This window comes from Escherichia sp. E.sYA108 (genome assembly GCF_011754335.1).
GTDB lineage: Bacteria > Pseudomonadota > Gammaproteobacteria > Enterobacterales > Enterobacteriaceae > Escherichia > Escherichia coli.
On sequence record NZ_JAAQVZ010000001.1, the window covers coordinates 2186492 to 2210599 of the forward strand.

General features: G+C 50.9%; 23 protein-coding genes. 13 read left to right on the forward strand and 10 right to left on the reverse strand.

Translation table 11 applies throughout. The features are described 5' to 3' along the window. The first annotated feature begins 3 nt into the window (after window positions 1-3). Entirely contained in the window at window positions 4-2433 is a 2430-nt protein-coding gene (gene torZ, locus HBM92_RS10165; RefSeq protein WP_000176878.1) for a trimethylamine N-oxide reductase TorZ, read from the forward strand. A 164-nt stretch (window positions 2434-2597) separates the two neighbouring features. Here the strand turns inward: torZ and cmoB are convergent, their stop codons facing one another. From cmoB to HBM92_RS10190, 5 genes are read right to left on the reverse strand one after another with little or no spacing between them, the layout of a single operon-like run. Then, window positions 2598-3569 (reverse strand): tRNA 5-methoxyuridine(34)/uridine 5-oxyacetic acid(34) synthase CmoB, encoded by a 972-nt coding sequence (gene cmoB / locus HBM92_RS10170; protein WP_000564738.1) that lies wholly within the window; start codon window positions 3567-3569, stop codon window positions 2598-2600. Continuing rightward, the gene (gene cmoA, locus HBM92_RS10175; RefSeq protein ID WP_000019588.1) at window positions 3566-4309 is read right to left on the reverse strand and encodes a carboxy-S-adenosyl-L-methionine synthase CmoA; all 744 of its coding nucleotides are present in this window, start codon (window positions 4307-4309) and stop codon (window positions 3566-3568) included. The genes cmoB and cmoA overlap by 4 nt, the downstream gene beginning before the upstream one ends. Window positions 4310-4349: 40 nt before the next feature. Further along, a complete protein-coding gene (locus HBM92_RS10180; protein ID WP_000252980.1) occupies window positions 4350-4745 on the reverse strand; it encodes an MAPEG family protein in 396 nt (131 codons plus the stop codon). A gap of 52 nt (window positions 4746-4797) precedes the next feature. After that, complete coding sequence (locus tag HBM92_RS10185; protein ID WP_000639278.1) at window positions 4798-5616, reverse strand: DUF72 domain-containing protein; 819 nt, start codon at window positions 5614-5616, stop codon at window positions 4798-4800. Continuing rightward, window positions 5613-6179, reverse strand: coding sequence for a hydrolase (locus HBM92_RS10190; protein ID WP_000891621.1), 567 nt, complete (start codon window positions 6177-6179; stop codon window positions 5613-5615). The genes HBM92_RS10185 and HBM92_RS10190 overlap by 4 nt, the downstream gene beginning before the upstream one ends. Window positions 6180-6488: 309 nt before the next feature. Here HBM92_RS10190 and aspS point away from each other — a divergent pair, with 309 nt between their 5' ends. Genes aspS through ruvC form a run of 4 tightly spaced genes read left to right on the forward strand, consistent with a single transcriptional unit; the run spans window position 6489 to window position 10031 of the window. Beyond that, window positions 6489-8261 carry an aspartate--tRNA ligase gene (gene aspS / locus HBM92_RS10195; protein ID WP_001258675.1) on the forward strand — a complete coding sequence of 591 codons (1773 nt, stop codon included), beginning with the start codon at window positions 6489-6491 and terminating at the stop codon, window positions 8259-8261. After that, a complete protein-coding gene (nudB, locus tag HBM92_RS10200) occupies window positions 8254-8706 on the forward strand; it encodes a dihydroneopterin triphosphate diphosphatase (RefSeq protein ID WP_077393227.1) in 453 nt (150 codons plus the stop codon). Before aspS ends, nudB begins: the two co-directional genes overlap by 8 nt. 28 nt (window positions 8707-8734) lie before the next feature. Continuing rightward, window positions 8735-9475, forward strand: coding sequence for a YebC/PmpR family DNA-binding transcriptional regulator (locus HBM92_RS10205; RefSeq protein WP_000907234.1), 741 nt, complete (start codon window positions 8735-8737; stop codon window positions 9473-9475). 34 nt (window positions 9476-9509) lie between these two features. Continuing rightward, window positions 9510-10031, forward strand: a complete 522-nt coding sequence (gene ruvC / locus HBM92_RS10210) for a crossover junction endodeoxyribonuclease RuvC (protein ID WP_001295503.1) — start codon at window positions 9510-9512, stop codon at window positions 10029-10031. Window position 10032: 1 nt separating this feature from the next. Here the strand turns inward: ruvC and HBM92_RS10215 are convergent, their stop codons facing one another. Further along, a complete protein-coding gene (locus tag HBM92_RS10215; protein ID WP_001024947.1) occupies window positions 10033-10635 on the reverse strand; it encodes a YebB family permuted papain-like enzyme in 603 nt (200 codons plus the stop codon). A 71-nt stretch (window positions 10636-10706) separates the two neighbouring features. Between HBM92_RS10215 and yobI the strand changes: the two genes are divergently transcribed. The 3 genes from yobI to ruvB all read left to right on the forward strand — a co-directional run bounded on the left by yobI (window position 10707) and on the right by ruvB (window position 12541). After that, window positions 10707-10772 carry a stress response small protein YobI gene (yobI, locus tag HBM92_RS10220; RefSeq protein WP_072123646.1) on the forward strand — a complete coding sequence of 22 codons (66 nt, stop codon included), beginning with the start codon at window positions 10707-10709 and terminating at the stop codon, window positions 10770-10772. A gap of 138 nt (window positions 10773-10910) precedes the next feature. Beyond that, window positions 10911-11522, forward strand: coding sequence for a Holliday junction branch migration protein RuvA (gene ruvA / locus HBM92_RS10225; protein ID WP_000580323.1), 612 nt, complete (start codon window positions 10911-10913; stop codon window positions 11520-11522). Window positions 11523-11530: 8 nt separating this feature from the next. Then, window positions 11531-12541 carry a Holliday junction branch migration DNA helicase RuvB gene (ruvB, locus tag HBM92_RS10230; RefSeq protein ID WP_000568522.1) on the forward strand — a complete coding sequence of 337 codons (1011 nt, stop codon included), beginning with the start codon at window positions 11531-11533 and terminating at the stop codon, window positions 12539-12541. A gap of 146 nt (window positions 12542-12687) precedes the next feature. Here the strand turns inward: ruvB and znuB are convergent, their stop codons facing one another. Beyond that, a complete protein-coding gene (gene znuB, locus HBM92_RS10235; RefSeq protein ID WP_000571478.1) occupies window positions 12688-13473 on the reverse strand; it encodes a zinc ABC transporter permease subunit ZnuB in 786 nt (261 codons plus the stop codon). After that, on the reverse strand, window positions 13470-14225 hold the full coding sequence (gene znuC / locus HBM92_RS10240) for a zinc ABC transporter ATP-binding protein ZnuC (protein WP_000202996.1): 756 nt from the start codon (window positions 14223-14225) through the stop codon (window positions 13470-13472). Before znuC ends, znuB begins: the two co-directional genes overlap by 4 nt. Window positions 14226-14303: 78 nt before the next feature. Here znuC and znuA point away from each other — a divergent pair, with 78 nt between their 5' ends. The 3 genes from znuA to lpxM all read left to right on the forward strand — a co-directional run bounded on the left by znuA (window position 14304) and on the right by lpxM (window position 17664). Continuing rightward, complete coding sequence (gene znuA, locus HBM92_RS10245; RefSeq protein ID WP_011076428.1) at window positions 14304-15236, forward strand: zinc ABC transporter substrate-binding protein ZnuA; 933 nt, start codon at window positions 14304-14306, stop codon at window positions 15234-15236. 15 nt (window positions 15237-15251) lie between these two features. Next, window positions 15252-16574: a murein DD-endopeptidase MepM gene (gene mepM / locus HBM92_RS10250; RefSeq protein ID WP_001184045.1), complete on the forward strand. Its 1323-nt coding sequence runs from the start codon at window positions 15252-15254 to the stop codon at window positions 16572-16574. A gap of 118 nt (window positions 16575-16692) precedes the next feature. After that, on the forward strand, window positions 16693-17664 hold the full coding sequence (gene lpxM / locus HBM92_RS10255; RefSeq protein ID WP_001443144.1) for a lauroyl-Kdo(2)-lipid IV(A) myristoyltransferase: 972 nt from the start codon (window positions 16693-16695) through the stop codon (window positions 17662-17664). A 131-nt stretch (window positions 17665-17795) separates the two neighbouring features. Here the strand turns inward: lpxM and pyk are convergent, their stop codons facing one another. Together pyk and hexR are read right to left on the reverse strand one after the other, a co-directional pair. Further along, entirely contained in the window at window positions 17796-19238 is a 1443-nt protein-coding gene (gene pyk, locus HBM92_RS10260; protein WP_000091149.1) for a pyruvate kinase, read from the reverse strand. Window positions 19239-19365: 127 nt separating this feature from the next. Next, window positions 19366-20235, reverse strand: a complete 870-nt coding sequence (gene hexR / locus HBM92_RS10265) for a DNA-binding transcriptional regulator HexR (protein ID WP_001056695.1) — start codon at window positions 20233-20235, stop codon at window positions 19366-19368. A 337-nt stretch (window positions 20236-20572) separates the two neighbouring features. Here hexR and zwf point away from each other — a divergent pair, with 337 nt between their 5' ends. Both zwf and edd read left to right on the forward strand, forming a co-directional pair. After that, entirely contained in the window at window positions 20573-22048 is a 1476-nt protein-coding gene (gene zwf, locus HBM92_RS10270; RefSeq protein ID WP_000301727.1) for a glucose-6-phosphate dehydrogenase, read from the forward strand. Window positions 22049-22282: 234 nt separating this feature from the next. Then, window positions 22283-24094 (forward strand): phosphogluconate dehydratase, encoded by a 1812-nt coding sequence (gene edd, locus HBM92_RS10275; protein WP_001069461.1) that lies wholly within the window; start codon window positions 22283-22285, stop codon window positions 24092-24094. Window positions 24095-24108 lie beyond the last annotated feature (14 nt).

The following is a 24108-nucleotide window of genomic DNA, read 5'->3' on the forward strand; positions in this document are numbered from 1 at the left end:
GTTATGACATTAACAAGACGTGAATTTATTAAACATAGCGGTATTGCGGCAGGGACGCTGGTGGTGACATCGGCTGCACCGCTACCCGCATGGGCAGAAGAGAAGGGCGGCAAAATTCTCACTGCGGGCCGTTGGGGAGCGATGAACGTAGAAGTGAAGGACGGCAAGATTGTTTCTTCGACAGGCGCGCTGGCGAAAACCATACCGAACTCCTTACAGTCTACGGCGGCGGATCAGGTACACACCACGGCGCGTATTCAGCATCCGATGGTGAGAAAAAGCTATCTCGATAATCCACTGCAACCGGTGAAAGGTCGTGGCGAAGATACCTATGTACAGGTGAGCTGGGAACAAGCATTAAAACTGATTCATGAACAACACGATCGCATTCGCAAAGCTAACGGACCATCGGCCATTTTTGCCGGATCTTATGGCTGGCGTTCTTCTGGTGTGTTGCATAAAGCGCAAACCTTACTGCAACGTTATATGAACCTGGCGGGCGGTTATTCCGGGCATAGCGGCGATTATTCAACCGGAGCGGCACAGGTGATCATGCCGCATGTGGTCGGTTCTGTAGAGGTGTATGAACAGCAGACCTCCTGGCCGCTGATTCTGGAAAACAGCCAGGTGGTGGTGCTGTGGGGGATGAACCCGCTGAACACGCTCAAAATTGCTTGGAGCAGTACCGATGAGCAAGGGCTGGAATACTTCCATCAGCTGAAAAAATCTGGCAAACCAGTGATTGCCATTGATCCTATCCGCTCCGAAACCATCGAATTCTTTGGCGATAATGCCACCTGGATCGCACCGAATATGGGCACCGATGTGGCACTGATGTTAGGGATTGCGCATACCCTGATGACACAAGGCAAACACGATAAAGTGTTCCTTGAAAAATACACTACCGGGTATCCGCAGTTTGAAGAGTATCTGACAGGTAAGAGCGATAATACGCCGAAGAGCGCGGCCTGGGCGGCGGAAATTACTGGCGTACCGGAAGCGCAGATAGTCAAACTCGCTGAACTGATGGCGGCAAATCGCACAATGCTGATGGCAGGCTGGGGAATTCAGCGCCAGCAATATGGTGAACAGAAACACTGGATGCTGGTGACGCTGGCGGCGATGTTAGGGCAGATTGGTACACCGGGCGGCGGGTTTGGTTTCTCTTATCATTACTCCAACGGTGGCAACCCGACGCGTGTTGGCGGCGTGCTACCAGAAATGTCTGCGGCGATTGCCGGACAGGCCAGCGAGGCCGCTGATGATGGCGGAATGACGGCGATTCCTGTTGCCCGTATCGTCGATGCGCTGGAAAATCCTGGCGGCAAATATCAGCATAACGGTAAAGAACAAACGTATCCGAATATCAAAATGATCTGGTGGGCGGGTGGCGGTAACTTTACCCATCACCAGGATACTAATCGTCTGATTAAAGCATGGCAGAAACCGGAGATGATCGTCGTTTCTGAATGCTACTGGACCGCAGCAGCCAAACACGCAGATATCGTATTACCGATCACCACATCGTTTGAGCGCAATGACCTGACGATGACCGGTGATTACAGCAACCAGCATATTGTGCTGATGAAGCAGGCTGTCGCTCCGCAATTTGAAGCGCGCAACGATTTTGACGTGTTTGCCGATCTTGCTGAATTACTCAAACCTGGCGGAAAAGAGATCTATACCGAAGGTAAAGATGAAATGGCGTGGCTGAAATTTTTCTATGATGCCGCTCAGAAAGGTGCGCGTGCGCAACGCGTGACGATGCCAATGTTTAATGCCTTCTGGCAGCAAAATAAACTGATCGAAATGCGCCGCAGCGAGAAGAACGAACAGTACATTCGTTATGGTGATTTCCGCGCCGATCCGGTGAAAAATGCGCTGGGTACACCAAGCGGCAAAATTGAGATTTACTCCAGAACGCTGGAAAAATTTGGCTATAAGGATTGCCCGGCACACCCAACCTGGCTTGCGCCTGATGAGTGGAAGGGTACCGCCGACGAGAAGCAGTTGCAGCTTCTGACCGCACATCCGGCACACCGTTTACACAGTCAGCTTAACTATGCGGAACTGCGTAAAAAATATGCGGTTGCCGATCGTGAACCAATCACTATTCACACCGAAGATGCTGCTCGCTTTGGTATTGCGAATGGCGATCTGGTGCGTGTCTGGAACAAGCGCGGTCAGATTCTGACAGGCGCGGTGGTGACTGACGGGATCAAAAAAGGCGTGGTATGCGTGCATGAAGGTGCATGGCCAGATCTGGAAAATGGCTTGTGTAAAAACGGTAGTGCGAACGTGTTAACGGCGGATATCCCCAGCTCGCAGCTGGCGAATGCCTGTGCCGGTAACTCTGCGCTGGTGTATATCGAAAAATATACGGGCAATGCGCTGAAGTTAACGGCGTTTGATCAGCCAGCTGTTCAGGCATAAGACGTGAAAAGCGCCCGGAAACGGGCGCTGAGGTTATGCAAACGCAAAACTGCCTGATGCGCTATGCTTATCAGGCCTACATAGCCCCTGCAATATATTGAATTAGCAAGACTTTGTAGGCCGGATAAGGCGTTCACGCCGCATCCGGCAGTATTACCAGACCTTTACGGCTTGCGCGCAATCAGCACCGCGCGTTTAGGCGCAGGATAACCTTCCACCGTTTTACCCGGATCATGCGGGTCGAGAAAATCGGCCAGAGACTCGGTGACCATCCATTCGGTGCGTCGCTGCTCTTCTGTGGTGGTAACGCTCACATCTGCAATGCGAATATCAACAAAACCACACTTCTTCAGCCAGTTTTTCAGCGCCAGCGCGGAAGGAATGAAATAGACATTACGCATTTGAGCGTAACGATCGCCCGGCACCAGCACCGTGTTTTCGTCGCCATCAATAACCAGCGTTTCCAGCACCAGTTCGCCTTCATTCACCAGTTGGTCTTTTAACTGCCAGAGATGCTCCAGCGGTGAACGACGATGATAAAGCACGCCCATCGAAAAGACGGTATCAAAGGCTTTCAGTGCCGGAAGTTGTTCAATACCTAACGGTAACAAATGTGCGCGCTGATCGTTACCCAGCAGTTTACGCACTGCTTCAAACTGGCAGAGGAATAGCTGCGTGGGATCGATACCCACCGCCAGATGCGCCCCTGCGCCAATCATGCGCCACATGTGATAACCGCTGCCACAGCCGACATCAAGAATGGTGCGCCCGGTTAAATCAGAAAGATGGGGCATAACGCGATCCCATTTCCAGTCGGAACGCCATTCGGTATCGATGTTGACGCCATACAGTGAGAACGGCCCTTTGCGCCACGGCATCAGGTTGCGCATCAGCGTTTCAATGCGCTTAATTTGCCCGGCGCTCAGTGGCTCTTCGCTTTCGGCGGTTACGCTATGCAATAAATCCAGACGATACGGTTTAATTTCAGGCAGAAATTCCACCGCGTTGGACCACTGCTTAAACAGCCCGTGCTGCTGCTCGCGCTGCCAGTTAGCAATCTGCGCGGGCAGCGTTTCGAGCCAGTGTGAAAGATGATTTTTGGCAATCAGAGAATAAAAGTTACCAAAGTCGATCATGCAGCGTCCTCTGCTTTTAATGCCACCAGTGAACCAAAGTTAAAGCACTGGAACCACAGCTCGCTATGCTCAAAACCGGCTTTATGCAGGCGTGCTTTATGGGTTTCCACGGAATCGGTCAGCATCACGTTTTCCAGCATGCTGCGTTTCTGGCTGATCTCCAGTTCGCTGTAACCGTTGGCACGTTTAAAGTCGTGGTGCATGTTGAACAGCAGTTCACCAACTTTGGCATCTTCGAAACTGAATTTTTCCGAAAGCACCAGCGCACCGCCCGGGTTCAGCCCTTGATAAATTTTATCCAGTAACGCCTGGCGCTCGGAAGGTTCCAGGAATTGCAGGGTAAAATTCAGCACCACCATCGATGCGTTTTCAATGGCGATATCGCGAATATCACCTTCAATAACGTCTACTGGCGTAGGGGCTTTATAGGCGTCAATATGACGACGGCAGCGTTCAATCATCGCCGGGGAGTTGTCGATGGCAATAATTTTGCAATTATCATGATGAATGTTGCGACGCACCGAGAGCGTCGCCGCGCCCAGAGAACAACCCAGATCGTAAACCTGCGTACCAGGTTGAACGAAGCGCTCGGCTAACATACCAATCATGGAAATAATATTGGAATAGCCGGGAACGGAACGCTGGATCATATCCGGGAAGACTTCAGCTACCCGTTCATCAAAGGTCCAGTCGCCCAGTCTGGCGATAGGGGCAGAAAATAGCGTGTCGCGGTGAGACATAACGTAAAAATCCGGGAAAAAGAAAGTGGCGTATTGTGCGCTAACGCAGGGAGAAAACCAACTCCCAGGGCATATACCAAAGATTCGCCAGCACCATCAGCAACAGCGCACACCAGGTGGCGCTCATGCCAGAACGTCGCCAGCGGAACAGACGGTGATGAAAACCGTAATAATGCATCAGACGACCAGCAAGCAAAACGATGCCGCAAATATGCACCATCCAGGTTTCTGCGCCATTCATTTCCATAAACAGCATCAACACAATCGCGATAGGAATATATTCCACCGCGTTACCATGAATGCGAATAGCGCTTTGCAGTTCGCTAAAACCGCCGTCGCCATAGGCAACGCGGTACTGCATTCGCAGGCGAACGACATCAAAAGAGAACTTCATTAATAACAACGCACTTAAAACGGCATACAGCGCGCTTACCATACAAACTCCCTTTAAAATGGCCGATGGCACCTGTCTATGATAGGTGGCAAATTCAGAAAAGAGAAGATTGCTGTGGAATAGCCGGAACTGCTCCGATCTCTGGAAGCGTTTTACGTAAGTCTTCCCACAGGGTATGTACCAGTTCCGGGGCCTGGGCAATATCTGGCGTATGTAAAAAAAGATAAGGCGTAGTGGTCTGATGCCACTGCGCTAATTTTTGTAACCAGACCTGAAATAATTCCCGGTTTTGCGTCATATCATCACTACCGATAAAACGGATCAGTGGATTTTTCGCCGTCAGTACAGCATGTACCGGAACTTTAGGTTTTTTTCGTTGAGCGTCGCGAATAGCTTCACTGTATGGACGTGCTGCATGAACCGGGCGGCTGTCTAAAATCACCCGATTAACGCCGCGCTGATGTAAACCGCGATTAAGCGTTTGTTCCTCTTCCCCTTTGGCGAAAAACTGTGGATGGCGGACTTCCACCCCATAATTAAATTCACCGGGAAGAGAATCGAGAAAATGCCAAAGCGCAGGCAGCTCCCGTGGGCCGAATGTGGCAGGCAGTTGCAGCCAGTATTGTCCAATGCGCGGAGCCAACGGTGACATGCGGGTCAAAAATTCAGTCACTAAATCATCGCAATGCCGTAATGCTGCCTGATGCGAAATGGTCGCCGGAAACTTAAAACAGAAGCGGAAGTCATCTGTGGTCTGCTCACGCCAGCGCAGGACAACCTCGGGTTTCGGCAGGGCATAAAGCGTGGTGTTACCCTCCACACAGTTAAAGTGGCGGGCATACTCTTCAAGGCTGGTGATCCCCAACCGCACCCATTTAGGATGCGACCATTGTGGCAAACCGATGTAAATCATAACGCGTTGAGGATCTCTTCAACGCTACGCACACGGGCGATGCGCGGGTAGATATGATTAATGCTGTTATTGTGCTGCTCGGCGCTAGCGGCGCTACAGGCATCTTCGGCAATCACCAGATTAAAACCGAGTTCCCAGGCATTGCGGGCGGTGGATTCAACACCGATATTGGTCGAGATCCCACATAACACTATTGTATCGATACCCCGGCGGCGTAATTGCAACTCCAGATCCGTACCGTAAAACGCACCCCATTGACGTTTGATGATTTCGATATCGCTGTCGGTTGCACCTAATGCAGCAGGATGTTGCCACCAGTTTTCGGGCAACACTTTTGCGGGGGAGGGGGCATCAACCGGCTGTTTTAATGCTTCGGCGTAATCGGCAGACCAGCCAACGCGCACCAGAAACACGGGCTGACCGCTGGCGCGAAATTTCGCCGCCAGCTTCCCGGCGCGATTAACCACCTCATCGGCAGTATGTGGACCTCCGGCAAAAGGCAAGATGCCTTCTTGTAAATCAATCACCACCAGCGCGGTGGTTTTAGCATTAAGTTCAAGCATGATGACTCCTGACAAAACAAAATCGTGCCTCTCACCTTAATGCGATTAGCCGATGGCGGAACGACAAATTTTGTTAATTTTTATGAGTTCGGGCAACACCTTTATAGCAAACTGGCGTAGAGTCTGATTTCAGGCCCGATATAAAGTGGTAACGAGGCGTTCCAGCGCGGGCCAGGCTCTTACGGTGCGGCAGAATTTCCAGTATAATAGCCGCCTTTTTTCATTCAGTTGTGACATACAGCTAACGCTGCGACTTGGTCACCTGCGCAGCAGGGGGCATCCGCCGGCAGCTAAGTTAAGGGATATCTCATGCGTACAGAATATTGTGGACAGCTCCGTTTGTCCCACGTGGGGCAGCAGGTGACTCTGTGTGGTTGGGTCAACCGTCGTCGTGATCTTGGTAGCCTGATCTTCATCGATATGCGCGACCGCGAAGGTATCGTGCAGGTATTTTTCGATCCGGATCGTGCGGACGCGTTAAAGCTGGCCTCTGAACTGCGTAATGAGTTCTGCATTCAGGTCACGGGCACCGTACGTGCGCGTGACGAAAAAAATATTAACCGCGATATGGCGACTGGCGAAATCGAAGTACTGGCGTCCTCGCTGACTATCATCAACCGTGCAGATGTTCTGCCGCTTGACTCTAACCACGTCAACACCGAAGAAGCGCGTCTGAAATACCGCTACCTCGACCTGCGTCGCCCGGAAATGGCTCAGCGCCTGAAAACCCGCGCTAAAATCACCAGCCTGGTGCGCCGTTTTATGGATGACCACGGCTTCCTCGACATCGAAACTCCGATGCTGACCAAAGCCACGCCTGAAGGCGCGCGTGACTACCTGGTGCCTTCTCGTGTGCACAAAGGTAAATTCTACGCGCTGCCGCAATCCCCGCAGTTGTTCAAACAGCTACTGATGATGTCCGGCTTTGACCGCTACTATCAGATCGTTAAATGCTTCCGTGACGAAGACCTGCGTGCTGACCGTCAGCCTGAATTTACTCAGATCGATGTGGAAACTTCTTTCATGACCGCGCCGCAAGTGCGTGAAGTGATGGAAGCGCTGGTGCGTCATCTGTGGCTGGAAGTGAAGGGCGTGGATCTGGGCGATTTCCCGGTAATGACCTTTGCAGAAGCAGAACGCCGTTATGGTTCTGATAAACCGGATCTGCGTAACCCGATGGAACTGACCGACGTTGCCGATCTGCTGAAATCTGTTGAGTTTGCAGTATTTGCAGGTCCGGCGAACGATCCGAAAGGCCGTGTTGCCGCTCTGCGTGTTCCGGGCGGCGCATCGTTGACCCGTAAGCAGATCGACGAATACGGTAACTTCGTTAAAATCTACGGCGCGAAAGGTCTGGCTTACATCAAAGTTAACGAACGCGCGAAAGGTCTGGAAGGTATCAATAGCCCGGTAGCGAAGTTCCTTAATGCAGAAATCATCGAAGCCATCCTGGAGCGTACTGGCGCGCAAGATGGCGATATGATTTTCTTCGGTGCCGACAACAAGAAAATTGTTGCCGACGCGATGGGCGCACTGCGCCTGAAAGTGGGTAAAGACCTTGGTCTGACCGACGAAAGCAAATGGGCACCGCTGTGGGTTATCGACTTCCCGATGTTTGAAGACGACGGTGAAGGCGGCCTGACAGCAATGCACCATCCGTTCACCTCACCGAAAGACATGACGGCAGCAGAACTGAAAGCTGCACCGGAAAATGCGGTGGCTAACGCTTACGATATGGTCATCAATGGTTACGAAGTGGGCGGTGGTTCTGTGCGTATCCATAATGGTGATATGCAGCAGACGGTGTTTGGTATTCTGGGTATCAACGAAGAGGAACAGCGCGAGAAATTCGGCTTCCTGCTCGACGCCCTGAAATACGGTACTCCGCCGCACGCAGGTTTGGCATTCGGTCTTGACCGTCTGACGATGCTGCTGACCGGCACCGACAATATCCGTGACGTTATCGCCTTCCCGAAAACCACGGCGGCAGCGTGTTTGATGACTGAAGCGCCGAGCTTTGCTAACCCGACTGCACTGGCTGAGCTGAGCATTCAGGTTGTGAAGAAGGCTGAGAATAACTGATATGGCTTATAAGCGTCCCGTTTCGATCTTAGTGGTCATCTACGCACAAGATACGAAACGGGTGCTGATGTTGCAGCGGCGTGACGATCCCGATTTCTGGCAGTCGGTAACCGGCAGCGTGGAAGAGGGTGAAACCGCGCCGCAAGCTGCCATGCGCGAAGTAAAGGAAGAGGTCACCATTGATGTTGTCGCTGAACAACTGACCTTAATTGACTGTCAGCGCACGGTAGAGTTTGAAATTTTTTCACATTTACGTCATCGCTATGCGCCGGGCGTGACGCGTAATACGGAATCATGGTTCTGTCTTGCGCTTCCGCACGAGCGCCAGATCGTTTTCACTGAACATCTGGCTTACAAGTGGCTTGATGCGTCTGCTGCGGCGGCGCTCACTAAGTCCTGGAGCAACCGGCAGGCGATTGAACAGTTTGTAATTAACGCTGCCTGAACAGGCAGGGCTATCTGGAGATATTTTTATGGCAGGTCATAGTAAATGGGCCAACACCAGACATCGTAAAGCTGCGCAGGATGCTAAGCGCGGTAAAATCTTCACTAAAATCATTCGTGAGCTGGTAACCGCGGCTAAGCTGGGCGGTGGTGATCCGGACGCTAACCCGCGTTTGCGTGCAGCAATTGATAAAGCACTGTCTAACAACATGACCCGTGACACTCTGAACCGCGCAATTGCACGAGGTGTGGGCGGTGATGATGATGCAAACATGGAAACCATCATCTACGAAGGTTACGGTCCTGGCGGCACGGCAATCATGATTGAATGTCTGTCTGACAACCGCAACCGTACCGTTGCTGAAGTGCGTCATGCATTCAGCAAATGTGGCGGTAACCTCGGTACTGATGGTTCCGTAGCTTATTTGTTCAGCAAAAAAGGCGTGATCTCCTTCGAGAAAGGCGATGAAGACACCATCATGGAAGCAGCCCTGGAAGCCGGTGCTGAAGACGTTGTGACCTATGATGACGGCGCGATTGATGTCTACACTGCATGGGAAGAAATGGGCAAAGTACGCGACGCTCTGGAAGCGGCAGGTCTGAAAGCAGACAGCGCGGAAGTTTCCATGATCCCGTCCACCAAAGCTGATATGGATGCAGAAACCGCACCGAAACTGATGCGTCTGATCGATATGCTGGAAGATTGCGACGACGTGCAGGAAGTTTACCATAACGGTGAAATCTCTGATGAGGTTGCAGCGACTCTCTGATGAGGCCTGCTAAACAGCAAAACGGAGACGCGTGATGGCTATTATTCTCGGCATTGACCCGGGTTCGCGCGTGACCGGCTATGGCGTCATCCGCCAGGTAGGCAGGCAACTGTCCTACCTGGGTAGCGGATGCATACGCACCAAAGTGGATGATTTACCGTCTCGTCTGAAGCTCATCTATGCGGGCGTGACGGAAATCATCACCCAATTCCAGCCTGATTATTTCGCCATTGAACAGGTCTTTATGGCGAAGAACGCTGACTCAGCCCTGAAACTGGGGCAGGCGCGCGGCGTGGCGATTGTGGCGGCGGTGAATCAGGAATTGCCGGTATTTGAATATGCGGCACGTCAGGTAAAGCAAACAGTGGTAGGTATTGGTAGTGCCGAAAAAAGCCAGGTGCAGCATATGGTCCGCACCTTGCTGAAACTGCCCGCTAATCCACAGGCGGATGCCGCCGATGCGCTGGCGATTGCCATCACCCACTGCCACGTTAGTCAGAATGCGATGCAAATGAGCGAATCGCGACTGAACCTGGCGAGAGGGCGACTGCGTTAAGTTATACCGCCTCGGTCAGTTCAGGCTGAGGCGTTTCAACTCCCACCGCGTGAATCAACACCAAACCCGGATGATGCCACAAACTGGCTGGCGTGACGGTTTTACGCTCCCACGGAATAGAACCTAAGAACCAGAATTTCCAGAAAGTGAGTTTTGCATTTGGATTGCTATTTAACAATTCTCCAAACGTCTCTATTTCACCCACCGGAATACATAGCGCCTCTTTATAAATATCAAAAACAAATTTTGAACAGAACTGGCGCGAAGATTCGTATTTAAAACCGGTGTGGTAAATTTTGCGTAGCCGGGAAGGAACCTGTTCAACAATTCGTTGATTTTGTTGTTCTGTTAGTCCGGCGTCTAATCGCTTTATAGCATAGCGTTGATTAGCAGAGCGTTTAATAAAACGGGATAGCGTAGTGATGGTTGAGAGGGGAACACGGCTTTCTGCAACCAGAAAGTCTTCACCGTTATGACCGATAATGATCCCGACGTGATTACTCCAGCAATTTGATGCAGCTGATATTTGACCAAATAAGGCAGCACTTATACATGTAAAGACGATATCACCAATTTCATATTCAGCAGGATAATTAATATTCACGTTGTCATTCCATTGAAATAGATATGAATATACGTAATAGCATAAAAAATTTATTTTTTTCAGGGGTCGCAATGTGTATTTTTATTACACATTTCTTCGCTGAATATGTAATATTTAAATATTTGCTTCCAATATAATCTGTAGAATAAATTATACTGCGCCATTTTTCAGATCATCGAGACACCTCGCAAGTTTTCTTCATCCTTCGCTGGATATCTATCCAGCATTTTTTTATCATACAGCATTATCTTTGATTCATTACGCAGGAGCGTCATGTGATAGGCAGACTCAGAGGCATCATCATTGAAAAACAACCCCCGCTGGTGTTAATTGAAGTGGGCGGCGTAGGCTATGAAGTGCATATGCCGATGACCTGTTTTTATGAACTCCCTGAAGCGGGTCAGGAAGCGATCGTTTTCACCCACTTTGTGGTGCGTGAAGACGCGCAACTGCTGTACGGTTTTAACAATAAACAAGAGCGCACGTTGTTCAAAGAGTTGATCAAAACCAACGGCGTCGGCCCGAAGTTGGCGCTGGCGATCCTCTCCGGAATGTCAGCGCAGCAGTTCGTTAATGCCGTTGAGCGTGAAGAAGTGGGGGCACTGGTGAAACTGCCGGGTATTGGCAAAAAAACCGCCGAACGCTTGATTGTCGAAATGAAAGACCGATTTAAAGGTTTGCATGGCGATCTCTTTACGCCAGCCGCCGACCTGGTACTCACGTCTCCTGCCAGCCCGGCGACCGACGATGCTGAACAGGAAGCGGTTGCTGCGCTGGTGGCACTGGGCTATAAACCACAAGAAGCAAGCCGCATGGTGAGCAAAATCGCTCGCCCTGACGCCAGCAGTGAAACATTAATTCGCGAAGCCCTACGCGCCGCGTTATGAGGTAAAGGATGATTGAAGCAGACCGTCTGATTTCTGCCGGTACCACTTTGCCGGAAGATGTGGCAGATCGCGCCATTCGCCCTAAATTACTGGAAGAGTATGTTGGTCAGCCGCAGGTTCGTTCGCAGATGGAGATTTTCATCAAAGCAGCGAAACTGCGCGGCGATGCCCTCGATCATCTATTGATTTTTGGTCCTCCGGGGTTGGGTAAAACTACGCTTGCCAATATTGTCGCCAATGAAATGGGCGTTAATTTACGCACGACTTCTGGTCCGGTGCTGGAAAAGGCGGGCGATCTGGCAGCAATGCTCACTAACCTTGAACCACACGATGTACTGTTTATTGATGAGATCCACCGTCTTTCACCAGTGGTGGAAGAGGTGTTGTATCCGGCAATGGAAGATTACCAACTGGATATCATGATTGGTGAAGGTCCGGCGGCACGCTCCATTAAAATTGATTTGCCGCCGTTTACCCTGATTGGTGCAACCACGCGCGCAGGTTCGCTGACATCACCGTTGCGCGATCGTTTTGGTATTGTGCAACGTCTGGAGTTTTATCAGGTGCCGGATCTGCAATATATCGTCAGTCGCAGCGCACGCTTTATGGGGCTTGAGATGAGTGATGACGGCGCGCTGGAAGTTGCTCGTCGTGCGCGCGGTACGCCACGTATTGCCAACCGTCTGCTGCGTCGAGTGCGTGATTTCGCTGAAGTGAAGCACGATGGCACCATCTCGGCAGATATCGCTGCTCAGGCGCTGGATATGTTGAATGTCGATGCTGAAGGTTTCGATTATATGGACCGCAAATTGTTGCTGGCGGTAATCGATAAGTTCTTTGGTGGGCCGGTAGGTCTGGATAACCTGGCGGCAGCCATTGGCGAAGAACGTGAAACCATTGAGGATGTACTGGAACCTTATTTGATTCAGCAAGGCTTTTTGCAGCGTACACCGCGCGGGCGTATGGCGACAGTGCGGGCGTGGAACCACTTCGGCATCACGCCGCCAGAAATGCCGTAAGTCGGATTGGTCGCTCGAGCCGCATCCGACACTGGCAGTGTGCCTGATGCGACGCTGTTCGCGTCTTATCAGGCCTACCAGAGATAGCGAACCGCAGGTGGGATAAGGCGCTCGCGCCGCATCCGACAAATGTGTTCAGCGACAGATTAGCTGGCCTGCTTTTTCATCATACTGATAATAAATAACAGTGCCGCGCATAGCACCACCGACGGGCCTGCAGGTGTATCGTAAAATGCGGAAAAGGTTAAACCGCCAGTCACTGCCACCATCCCCACCAAAACAGCGACACCAGCCATCTGTTCCGGCGTGCGGGCAAAGCGACGTGCAGTAGCAGCAGGAATAATCAGCAGTGAAGTAATAATCAACGCGCCGACGAATTTCATCGCTACACCAATCGTCAATGCCGTCACCAGCATCAACAACAATTTCACGCGCTGTAATTTCACACCATCAACAAACGCCAGATCCGGGCTAATCGTCATCGACAGCAAATTGCGCCATTGCCAGAACAAAATAGCCACCACGATGACCACGCCAATCGCAATAGAGATGAGATCTTCTGGCGTCACTGCCAGTAAATCACCGAACAGGTAAGCCATCAAATCAACACGAATATTAGACATCAGACTAACGACCACCAGGCCCAGCGACAGGGCACTGTGCGCCATAATCCCTAATAACGTGTCGATCGCCAGCTGTGGACGCTTCTCCAGCCATACCAGACCGCCCGCCAGCAGCAGCGTAACGGCAATCACCGCATAGAATGGATTCACGTCCAGCAACAAACCAAACGCGACGCCAAGTAATGAGGCATGAGCCAGCGTATCACCGAAATAAGACATACGACGCCAGACTACAAACGAACCCAGCGGACCCGCGGCACAGGCGAGCATGATCCCGGCTAACCAACCGGGAAATAATAATTCAATCATGAGCGATCATTTCCCCGACGCAAAACAATTCGTCCCTGTAAATCGTGACGATGATTATGATGATGGCGATAGATACCCAGTTGTTCAGCACCACGAGGACCAAACATAGAAATAAACTCCGGATGCAGGGAAACAACTTCCGGTGTGCCGGAACAACAAATGTGGTGATTCAGGCAAAGCACTTCATCGGTTTTTGCCATTACCAGATGCAGATCGTGAGATACCATTAAAACGCCACAATCCAGTTCGCGACGCAGTTGGTCAATAAGGTCATATAACGCCACCTGACCATTCACATCCACGCCCTGAGTGGGTTCATCCAGCACTAATAATTGCGGTCGATTTAACAATGCTCGCGCTAACAGTACACGCTGCGTTTCGCCACCCGAGAGCTTTTGCATCGGTGCGTTAATCAGATGCCCGGCCTGGACACGTTTCAGTGCAGGCAAAATATCTTCTTTATGTGTGCCAGGGCGTAAGCGTAAAAAACGGTTTACGGTCAGTGGCAACGTGGTGTCGAGATACAGCTTCTGCGGTACATAGCCGATGCGCAGTTTTCCGTTGCGCTTGATAACCCCTTCATCGGGTGTTACCAGCCCGAGCACTACCCGTACCAGTGTCGACTTACCTGCGCCGTTTGGCCCAAGTAAAGTCAAAATTTTTCCAGGTTTAAGTTCCAGCGACACATCAGAGAGGACGCGGCGTTGGCCAAAAGAAACCGAGACATTTTCCAGGGAAACCAGACTTGTCATGTTAATTTTAGTCTTGCAGTAGTCATGAAATGTTATAATATCACACTTCTCATATTCATTACGATGATTGGTCGCATTATGTTACATAAAAAAACGCTTCTTTTCGCAGCATTATCCGCCGCTCTCTGGGGCGGTGCAACACAGGCCGCAGATGCTGCCGTTGTCGCTTCGCTTAAACCCGTTGGGTTCATCGCTTCTGCCATTGCTGATGGGGTAACAGAAACGGAGGTTTTACTACCTGACGGGGCTTCAGAACATGATTATTCACTGCGTCCATCAGATGTAAAACGCTTACAGAACGCGGACTTAGTCGTTTGGGTTGGCCCGGAGATGGAAGCGTTCATGCAAAAACCGGTAAGTAAATTACCTGAAGCGAAACAGGTAACGATTGCGCAGCTAGAGAATGTGAAACCGCTGCTGATGAAAAGTATTCACGGCGATGATGATGATCACGACCACGCGGAAAAAAGTGACGAAGATCACCATCACGGCGATTTCAACATGCATCTTTGGCTTTCCCCAGAGATAGCGCGGGCTACAGCGGTTGCAATCCATGGAAAATTAGTGGAACTTATGCCGCAAAGTCGAGCCAAACTTGACGCCAACCTGAAGGATTTTGAGGCACAATTAGCCTCAACCGAAAAGCAGGTTGGTAACGAGCTCGCGCCGCTCAAGGGGAAAGGTTATTTCGTTTTTCACGATGCTTACGGCTATTTCGAAAAACAGTTCGGACTGACACCGCTTGGTCATTTTACCGTTAACCCTGAGATTCAACCTGGCGCGCAGCGTTTACATGAAATAAGAACACAGTTGGTTGAGCAAAAAGCAACCTGCGTTTTTGCTGAGCCACAGTTCAGGCCAGCGGTCGTTGAGAGCGTCGCACGAGGGACATCCGTTCGTATGGGAACGTTGGATCCCCTGGGGACGAATATCAAACTGGGTAAAACAAGCTATTCAGAATTCCTGAATCAATTAGCCAACCAGTATGCGAGCTGCCTGAAAGGAGATTAATGAGGAAGTGATTACGTGCAACAGATAGCCCGCTCTGTCGCCCTGGCGTTTAATAATTTACCGCGACCACACCGCGTTATGTTGGGGTCGCTCACCGTTCTTACTCTGGCCGTCGCTGTCTGGCGGCCCTATGTTTATCACCGCGATGCCACGCCAATTGTCAAAACCATTGAGCTGGAACAGAACGAAATTCGTTCGCTCTTACCTGAAGCCAGTGAGCCGATTGATCAAGCTGCACAAGAAGATGAAGCCATTCCCCAGGACGAACTGGATGACAAAATCGCCGGTGAAGCGGGCGTGCATGAATATGTTGTTTCCACTGGCGATACGCTAAGCAGCATTCTCAATCAGTATGGTATTGATATGGGTGATATCACCCAACTGGCTGCTGCCGACAAAGAATTGCGTAACCTGAAAATCGGTCAACAACTCTCCTGGACATTAACCGCGGACGGCGAACTGCAGCGCCTCACCTGGGAAGTGTCTCGTCGTGAAACCCGAACCTATGACCGTACTGCCGCTAACGGTTTTAAAATGACCAGCGAAATGCAGCAAGGAGAGTGGGTCAACAATCTGCTGAAAGGTACCGTCGGGGGAAGCTTTGTTGCCAGCGCCAGAAACGCCGGTTTAACCAGCGCCGAAGTGAGCGCAGTGATTAAAGCCATGCAGTGGCAAATGGATTTCCGCAAACTGAAAAAAGGCGATGAATTTGCGGTGTTAATGTCACGAGAAATGCTTGATGGTAAACGTGAGCAAAGCCAGCTGCTGGGCGTACGTTTGCGTTCAGAAGGTAAAGATTATTACGCAATCCGCGCTGAAGATGGCAAATTCTACGATCGTAACGGTACTGGTCTGGCGAAAGGATTCTTGCGATTCCCGACGGCGAAACAGTTCCGTATCTCATCTAACTTTAACCCGCGTCGTACTAATCCGGTGACCGGTCGCGTTGCGCCACACAGAGGTGTTGATTTTGCCATGCCACAAGGTACGCCAGTGCTTTCAGTGGGTGACGGTGAAGTGGTGGTTGCCAAACGTAGTGGCGCAGCAGGTTATTATGTGGCTATTCGTCATGGTCGCAGCTACACCACGCGTTATATGCACTTGCGCAAGATCCTGGTGAAACCGGGACAGAAGGTGAAACGTGGCGACCGTATCGCGCTTTCCGGTAATACCGGACGTTCAACCGGGCCGCATCTGCACTATGAAGTATGGATAAACCAGCAGGCCGTAAACCCGCTGACGGCAAAACTGCCGCGTACCGAAGGGCTGACCGGCTCCGATCGTCGCGAATTCCTGGCACAGGCCAAAGAGATTGTGCCGCAGCTACGGTTTGATTAATTAACATCCATTCGCAGCCGGTACGCAGTCAGTACCGGCTTTTTTATTTGGTGCGGGGCAAGTTGCGCCGCTACACTATCACCAGATTGATTTTTGCCTTATCCGAAACTGGAAAAGCATGGAAACGAAAAAAAATAATAGCGAATACATTCCTGAGTTTGATAAATCCTTTCGCCACCCGCGCTACTGGGGAGCATGGCTGGGCGTAGCAGCGATGGCGGGTATCGCTTTAACGCCGCCAAAGTTCCGTGATCCCATTCTGGCACGGCTGGGACGTTTTGCCGGACGACTGGGAAAAAGCTCACGCCGTCGTGCGTTAATCAATCTGTCGCTCTGCTTTCCAGAATGTAGTGAAGCTGAACGCGAAGCGATTGTAGATGAGATGTTTGCCACCGCGCCGCAAGCGATGGTAATGATGGCTGAGTTGGCAATACGCGGGCCGGAGAAAATTCAGCCGCGCGTTGACTGGCAAGGGCTGGAGATCATCGAAGAGATACGACGTAATAACGAGAAAGTGATTTTTCTGGTGCCGCACGGTTGGGCCGTCGATATTCCTGCCATGCTGATGGCCTCGCAAGGGCAGAAAATGGCAGCGATGTTCCATAATCAGGGCAACCCGGTTTTTGATTATGTCTGGAACACGGTGCGCCGTCGCTTTGGTGGTCGTCTGCATGCGAGAAATGATGGTATTAAACCATTCATCCAGTCGGTACGTCAGGGTTACTGGGGATATTATTTACCCGATCAGGATCATGGCCCAGAACACAGCGAATTTGTTGATTTCTTTGCCACCTATAAAGCGACGTTGCCCGCGATTGGTCGTTTGATGAAAGTGTGCCGTGCGCGCGTTGTACCGCTATTTCCGATTTATGATGGCAAGACGCATCGTCTGACGATTCAGGTGCGCCCACCGATGGATGATCTGTTAGAGGCGGATGATCATACGATTGCGCGGCGGATGAATGAAGAAGTCGAGATTTTTGTTGGTCCGCGACCAGAACAATACACCTGGATATTAAAATTGCTGAAAACTCGCAAACCGGGCGAAATCCAACCGTATAAGCGCAAAGATCTTTATCCCATCAAATAAAAAATGCCTCTCGCGAGGAGAGGCCTTCGACTGATGATAAGTTCAAGTTTGCTTCAGAAGATTCGAAATCTGTTGAATTATCATTGAACTGTAGGCCGGATGAGGCGTTTTCGCCGCATCCGGCAACGTACTTACTCTACCGTTAAAATACGCGTGGTATTAGTAGAACCCACGGTACTCATCACGTCGCCCTGGGTGACAATCACCAGGTCACCAGACATCAAGTAACCTTTATCACGCAGCAGATTAACCGCTTCGCTGGCAGCTGCTACACCGTCATTAGCGCTATCAAAGTGCACCGGCGTAACGCCGCGATAGAGAGCAGTCAGGTTCAGCGTACGTTCATGGCGTGACATGGCGAAAATTGGCAGACCAGAGCTGATACGGGAGGTCATCAGCGCGGTACGACCCGATTCGGTCATGGTGATGATCGCCGTAACGCCTTTCAGGTGGTTAGCCGCGTACATTGCTGACATGGCAATAGCTTCTTCCACATTGTCGAACTGAACGTCCAGACGGTGTTTAGAAACGTTGATGCTCGGGATTTTTTCCGCCCCCAGGCAAACGCGCGCCATGGCTGCAACAGTTTCTGACGGGTATTGACCAGCAGCAGTTTCTGCCGACAGCATCACAGCGTCAGTACCATCCAGAACGGCGTTTGCTACGTCCATGACTTCTGCACGCGTCGGCATCGGGTTAGTAATCATTGACTCCATCATCTGGGTCGCCGTGATTACCGCGCGGTTAAGCTGACGCGCACGACGGATCAACGCTTTCTGAATGCCGACCAGTTCCGGATCGCCAATTTCCACACCGAGGTCGCCGCGAGCAACCATTACCACGTCAGAGGCGAGGATGATGTCATCCATTGCCTCCTGGCTGCAAACGGCTTCCGCACGTTCAACCTTGGCAACAATTTTCGCATCACATCCTGCATCGCGTGCCAGACGACGGGCATAGTTCAGATCTTCGCCGCAGCGTGGGAAGGAGACAGCCAGGTAATCTACGCCAATCAACGCCGCAGTCTTAATGTCTGCTTTGTCTTTTTCGGTCAGCGCTTCAGCTGACAAACCGCCGCCAAGTTTGTTGATACCTTTATTGTTGGAGAGGGGACCACCGACGGTCACTTCGGTGAACACTTTCATGCCCTGGACTTCCAGTACTTTTAACTGGACGCGACCATCGTCCAGCAGCAGGATGTCACCAGGCACAACGTCAGCAGGCAGGCCTTTGTAGTCGATACCGACTTTTTCTTTGTCGCCTTCACCTTTACCCAGGTTGGCGTCGAGCAGGAATTTATCCCCAATATTGAGGAAAACTTTGCCTTCTTTAAAGGTGGATACACGGATTTTGGGCCCCTGGAGGTCACCCAGAATAGCCACATGACGCCCCAGTTTTGCGGCAATCTCACGAACTTTATCCGCGCGCATTTTGTGATCTTCAGGCGAGCCGTGAGAAAAATTCATACGTACAACGTTGGCACCCGCCGCGATAACTTTTTCAAGGTTATTATCGCGATCTGTTGCCGGGCCTAACGTGGTAACGATTTTAGTTCTGCGAAGCCTTCTGGACATGTAATACTCCGTTGACTGAAACAACCAGGTGTTGCTTGAACATGAAATCCGAATGAAATAACGCCGCGATGGCGATAAATTAATCTCATTCGGATGTCGTATAAGATTAGGACAGTGACAGTCGTTTTTAGCGATCGTCACTTAAATTAAGTAACTGCTTATCAAAACGCGATTCCTTCAGCGCTTCCTTGACCCGCTTCAAGTTATCTCTGAATTTTGTACCGCGCCGCAAAGTAAATCCTGTCGCCAGCACATCTATCACGGTCAGCTGTGCAAGTCGAGAAACCATGGGCATATAAATGTCAGTATCTTCCGGTACGTCGAGAGTAATTGCCAGCGTTGCTTCCCGGGCGAGCGGGGTACCCGCAGAGGTGAGGGCAATTACCATAGCGTCGTTTTCGCGTGCCAGCTGCGCCAGCTCGACCAGATTTTTTGTTCTTCCCGTGTGAGAAATCAGCACCACCACGTCCCCGTCGCTACAATTCATACAACTCATGCGTTGCAGCACGATATCATCGGAGTACACCACCGGAACATTAAAACGAAAGAACTTATTCATCGCATCGTGGGCAACGGCGGCTGAAGAACCTAATCCGAAAAAGGCGATTTTTTTTGCCTGAGTGAGCAAGTCGACGGCGCGGTTGATGGCAGATTTATCCAGTGAATGACGGACATGATCGAGCGTTGCCATTGCGGACTCAAATATTTTCCCCGTGTATGATTCAACGCTGTCATCTTCATTGACGTTGCGATTAACATAGGGAGTGCCATTCGCCAGACTTTGTGCCAGATGAAGTTTAAAATCAGGAAAACCGCGTGTGTCCATGCTGCGACAGAAACGATTCACCGTCGGTTCGCTAACATTGGCTTCCAGCGCCAGAGCAGCAATACTCGAATGGATCGCGTTATCGGGCGAAGCCAGAATGACCTCGGCAACTTTGCGCTCAGATTTGCTCAAATGTTCCAGCTGAGACTGGATTTTTTCCAGCATATTCATGATGTAAAGAGACTCACGGGTAATGACGATTTCCGCTCTGAAAGAAATCGAAATGCAGTTTTGTCAGATATTACGCCTGTGTGCTGTGTTAATGACAAAAGCAGATAAAAAAGTTGTTATTTTTTTTCATAACATGATCAGTGTCAGATTTTTACCCAATGGAAAACGATGATTTTTTTATCAGTTTTGCCGCACTTTGCGCGCTTTTACCGTAATCGCACGGGTGGATAAGCGTTTACAGTTTTCGCAAGCTCGTAAAAGCAGTACAGTGCACCGTAAGAAAATTACAAGTATACCCTGGCTTAAGTACCGGGTTAGTTAACTTAAGGAGAATGACATGGCGGTAACGCAAACAGCCCAGGCCTGTGACCTGGTCATTTTCGGCGCGAAAGGCGACCTTGCGCGTCGTAAATTGCTGCCTTCCCTGTATCAACTGGAAAAAGCCGGTCAGCTCAACCCGGACACCCGGATTATCGGCGTAGGGCGTGCTGACTGGGATAAAGCGGCTTATACCAAAGTTGTCCGCGAGGCGCTCGAAACTTTCATGAAAGAAACCATTGATGAAGGTTTATGGGACACCCTGAGTGCACGTCTGGATTTTTGTAATCTTGATGTCAATGACACTGCTGCATTCAGCCGTCTCGGCGCGATGCTGGATCAAAAAAATCGTATCACCATTAACTACTTTGCCATGCCGCCCAGCACTTTTGGCGCAATTTGCAAAGGGCTTGGTGAGGCAAAACTGAATGCTAAACCGGCACGCGTAGTCATGGAGAAACCGCTGGGGACGTCGCTGGCGACCTCGCAGGAAATCAACGATCAGGTTGGCGAATACTTCGAGGAGTGCCAGGTTTACCGTATCGACCACTATCTTGGTAAAGAAACAGTGCTGAACCTGTTGGCGCTGCGTTTTGCTAACTCTCTGTTTGTGAACAACTGGGACAATCGCACCATTGATCATGTTGAGATTACCGTGGCAGAAGAAGTGGGGATCGAAGGGCGCTGGGGCTATTTTGATAAAGCCGGTCAGATGCGCGACATGATCCAGAACCACCTGCTGCAAATTCTTTGCATGATTGCGATGTCTCCGCCGTCTGACCTGAGCGCAGACAGCATCCGCGATGAAAAAGTGAAAGTACTGAAGTCTCTGCGCCGCATCGACCGCTCCAACGTGCGCGAAAAAACCGTACGCGGGCAATATACTGCGGGCTTCGCTCAGGGCAAAAAAGTGCCGGGCTATCTGGAAGAAGAGGGCGCGAACAAGAGCAGCAATACAGAAACCTTCGTGGCGATCCGCGTCGACATTGATAACTGGCGCTGGGCCGGTGTGCCATTCTACCTGCGTACTGGTAAACGTCTACCGACCAAATGTTCTGAAGTCGTGGTCTATTTCAAAACACCTGAACTGAATCTGTTTAAAGAGTCGTGGCAGGATCTGCCGCAGAATAAACTGACTATCCGTCTGCAACCTGATGAAGGCGTGGATATCCAGGTACTGAATAAAGTTCCTGGCCTTGACCACAAACATAACCTGCAAATCACCAAGCTGGATCTGAGCTATTCAGAAACTTTTAATCAAACGCATCTGGCAGATGCCTATGAACGTCTGCTGCTGGAAACCATGCGTGGTATTCAGGCACTGTTTGTACGTCGTGATGAAGTGGAAGAAGCCTGGAAATGGGTAGACTCCATTACTGAGGCGTGGGCGATGGACAATGATGCGCCGAAACCGTATCAGGCCGGAACCTGGGGCCCCGTTGCCTCGGTGGCGATGATTACCCGTGACGGTCGTTCCTGGAATGAGTTTGAGTAATATCTGGGCTTATCCTTTATGGTTATTTTACCGGTAACATGATCTTGCACAGATTGTAGAACAATTTTTACACTTTCAGGCCTCGTGCGGATTCACCCACGAGGCTTTTTTTATTACACTGACTGAAACGTTTTTGCCCTATGAGCTCCGGTTACAGGCGTTTCAGTCATGAATCCTCTGAATGAAACGTGTTGTGAATCATCCTGCTCTGACAACTCAATTTCAGGAGCCTTTATGAATCCACAATTGTTACGCGTAACAAATCGAATCATTGAACGTTCGCGCGAGACTCGCTCTGCTTACCTCGCCCGGATAGAACAAGCGAAAACCTCGACCGTTCATCGTTCGCAGTTGGCATGCGGTAACCTGGCACACGGTTTCGCTGCCTGCCAGCCAGAAGACAAAGCCTCTTTGAAAAGCATGTTGCGTAACAATATCGCCATCATCACCTCCTATAACGACATGCTCTCCGCTCACCAGCCTTATGAACACTATCCGGAAATCATTCGTAAAGCCCTGCATGAAGCGAATGCGGTTGGTCAGGTTGCGGGCGGTGTTCCGGCGATGTGTGATGGTGTCACCCAGGGGCAGGATGGAATGGAATTGTCGCTGTTAAGCCGCGAAGTGATTGCGATGTCTGCGGCGGTGGGGCTGTCCCATAACATGTTTGATGGTGCTCTGTTTCTCGGTGTGTGCGACAAGATTGTCCCAGGTCTGACCATGGCAGCCCTGTCGTTTGGTCATTTGCCTGCGGTGTTTGTGCCGTCTGGACCGATGGCAAGCGGTTTGCCAAATAAAGAAAAAGTGCGTATTCGCCAGCTTTATGCCGAAGGTAAAGTGGACCGCATGGCATTACTGGAGTCAGAAGCCGCGTCTTATCATGCGCCGGGAACATGTACTTTCTACGGTACTGCCAACACCAACCAGATGGTGGTGGAGTTTATGGGGATGCAGTTGCCAGGCTCTTCTTTTGTTCATCCGGATTCTCCGCTGCGCGATGCTTTGACCGCTGCAGCTGCGCGCCAGGTTACGCGCATGACCGGTAATGGTAATGAATGGATGCCGATCGGTAAGATGATCGATGAGAAAGTGGTGGTGAACGGTATCGTTGCACTGCTGGCGACCGGTGGTTCCACTAACCACACCATGCACCTGGTGGCGATGGCGCGCGCAGCCGGTATTCAGATTAACTGGGATGACTTCTCTGACCTTTCTGATGTTGTACCGCTGATGGCACGTCTCTACCCGAACGGTCCGGCCGATATTAACCACTTCCAGGCGGCAGGTGGCGTACCGGTTCTGGTACGTGAACTGCTCAAAGCAGGCCTGCTGCATGAAGATGTCAATACGGTGGCAGGCTTTGGTCTGTCTCGTTATACCCTTGAACCATGGCTGAATAATGGTGAACTGGACTGGCGGGAAGGGGCAGAAAAATCACTCGACAACAATGTGATCGCGTCCTTCGAACAACCTTTCTCTCATCATGGTGGGACAAAAGTGTTAAGCGGTAACCTGGGCCGAGCGGTTATGAAAACCTCTGCCGTGCCGGTAGAGAACCAGGTGATTGAAGCGCCAGCGGTTGTTTTTGAAAGCCAGCATGACGTTATGCCGGCCTTTGAAGCGGGTTTACTGGACCGCGATTGTGTCGTTGTTGTCCGTCATCAGGGGCCAAAAGCGAACGGAATGCCAGAATTACATAAACTCATGCCGCCACTTGGTGTATTATTGGACCGGTGTTTCAAAATTGCGTTAGTTACCGATGGACGACTCTCCGGCGCTTCAGGTAAAGTGCCGTCAGCTATCCACGTAACACCAGAAGCCTACGATGGCGGGCTGCTGGCAAAAGTGCGCGACGGGGACATCATTCGTGTGAATGGACAGACAGGCGAACTGACGCTGCTGGTAGACGAAGCGGAACTGGCTGCTCGCGAACCGCACATTCCTGACCTGAGCGCGTCACGCGTGGGAACAGGACGTGAATTATTCAGCGCCTTGCGTGAAAAACTGTCCGGTGCCGAACAGGGCGCAACCTGTATCACTTTTTAAGACGACAAATTTGT

What these genes read in the sequence shown, in the direction of transcription:
- torZ (WP_000176878.1), top strand. Translation starts at nt 4, where the DNA reads ATGACATTAACAAGACGTGAATTTATTAAACATAGCGGTATTGCGGCA.
- cmoB (WP_000564738.1), bottom strand. Translation starts at nt 3,569, where the DNA reads ATGATCGACTTTGGTAACTTTTATTCTCTGATTGCCAAAAATCATCTT.
- cmoA (WP_000019588.1), bottom strand. Translation starts at nt 4,309, where the DNA reads ATGTCTCACCGCGACACGCTATTTTCTGCCCCTATCGCCAGACTGGGC.
- HBM92_RS10180 (WP_000252980.1), bottom strand. Translation starts at nt 4,745, where the DNA reads ATGGTAAGCGCGCTGTATGCCGTTTTAAGTGCGTTGTTATTAATGAAG.
- HBM92_RS10185 (WP_000639278.1), bottom strand. Translation starts at nt 5,616, where the DNA reads ATGATTTACATCGGTTTGCCACAATGGTCGCATCCTAAATGGGTGCGG.
- HBM92_RS10190 (WP_000891621.1), bottom strand. Translation starts at nt 6,179, where the DNA reads ATGCTTGAACTTAATGCTAAAACCACCGCGCTGGTGGTGATTGATTTA.
- aspS (WP_001258675.1), top strand. Translation starts at nt 6,489, where the DNA reads ATGCGTACAGAATATTGTGGACAGCTCCGTTTGTCCCACGTGGGGCAG.
- HBM92_RS10205 (WP_000907234.1), top strand. Translation starts at nt 8,735, where the DNA reads ATGGCAGGTCATAGTAAATGGGCCAACACCAGACATCGTAAAGCTGCG.
- ruvC (WP_001295503.1), top strand. Translation starts at nt 9,510, where the DNA reads ATGGCTATTATTCTCGGCATTGACCCGGGTTCGCGCGTGACCGGCTAT.
- ruvB (WP_000568522.1), top strand. Translation starts at nt 11,531, where the DNA reads ATGATTGAAGCAGACCGTCTGATTTCTGCCGGTACCACTTTGCCGGAA.
- znuB (WP_000571478.1), bottom strand. Translation starts at nt 13,473, where the DNA reads ATGATTGAATTATTATTTCCCGGTTGGTTAGCCGGGATCATGCTCGCC.
- znuC (WP_000202996.1), bottom strand. Translation starts at nt 14,225, where the DNA reads ATGACAAGTCTGGTTTCCCTGGAAAATGTCTCGGTTTCTTTTGGCCAA.
- znuA (WP_011076428.1), top strand. Translation starts at nt 14,304, where the DNA reads ATGTTACATAAAAAAACGCTTCTTTTCGCAGCATTATCCGCCGCTCTC.
- lpxM (WP_001443144.1), top strand. Translation starts at nt 16,693, where the DNA reads ATGGAAACGAAAAAAAATAATAGCGAATACATTCCTGAGTTTGATAAA.
- pyk (WP_000091149.1), bottom strand. Translation starts at nt 19,238, where the DNA reads ATGTCCAGAAGGCTTCGCAGAACTAAAATCGTTACCACGTTAGGCCCG.
- hexR (WP_001056695.1), bottom strand. Translation starts at nt 20,235, where the DNA reads ATGAATATGCTGGAAAAAATCCAGTCTCAGCTGGAACATTTGAGCAAA.
- zwf (WP_000301727.1), top strand. Translation starts at nt 20,573, where the DNA reads ATGGCGGTAACGCAAACAGCCCAGGCCTGTGACCTGGTCATTTTCGGC.
- edd (WP_001069461.1), top strand. Translation starts at nt 22,283, where the DNA reads ATGAATCCACAATTGTTACGCGTAACAAATCGAATCATTGAACGTTCG.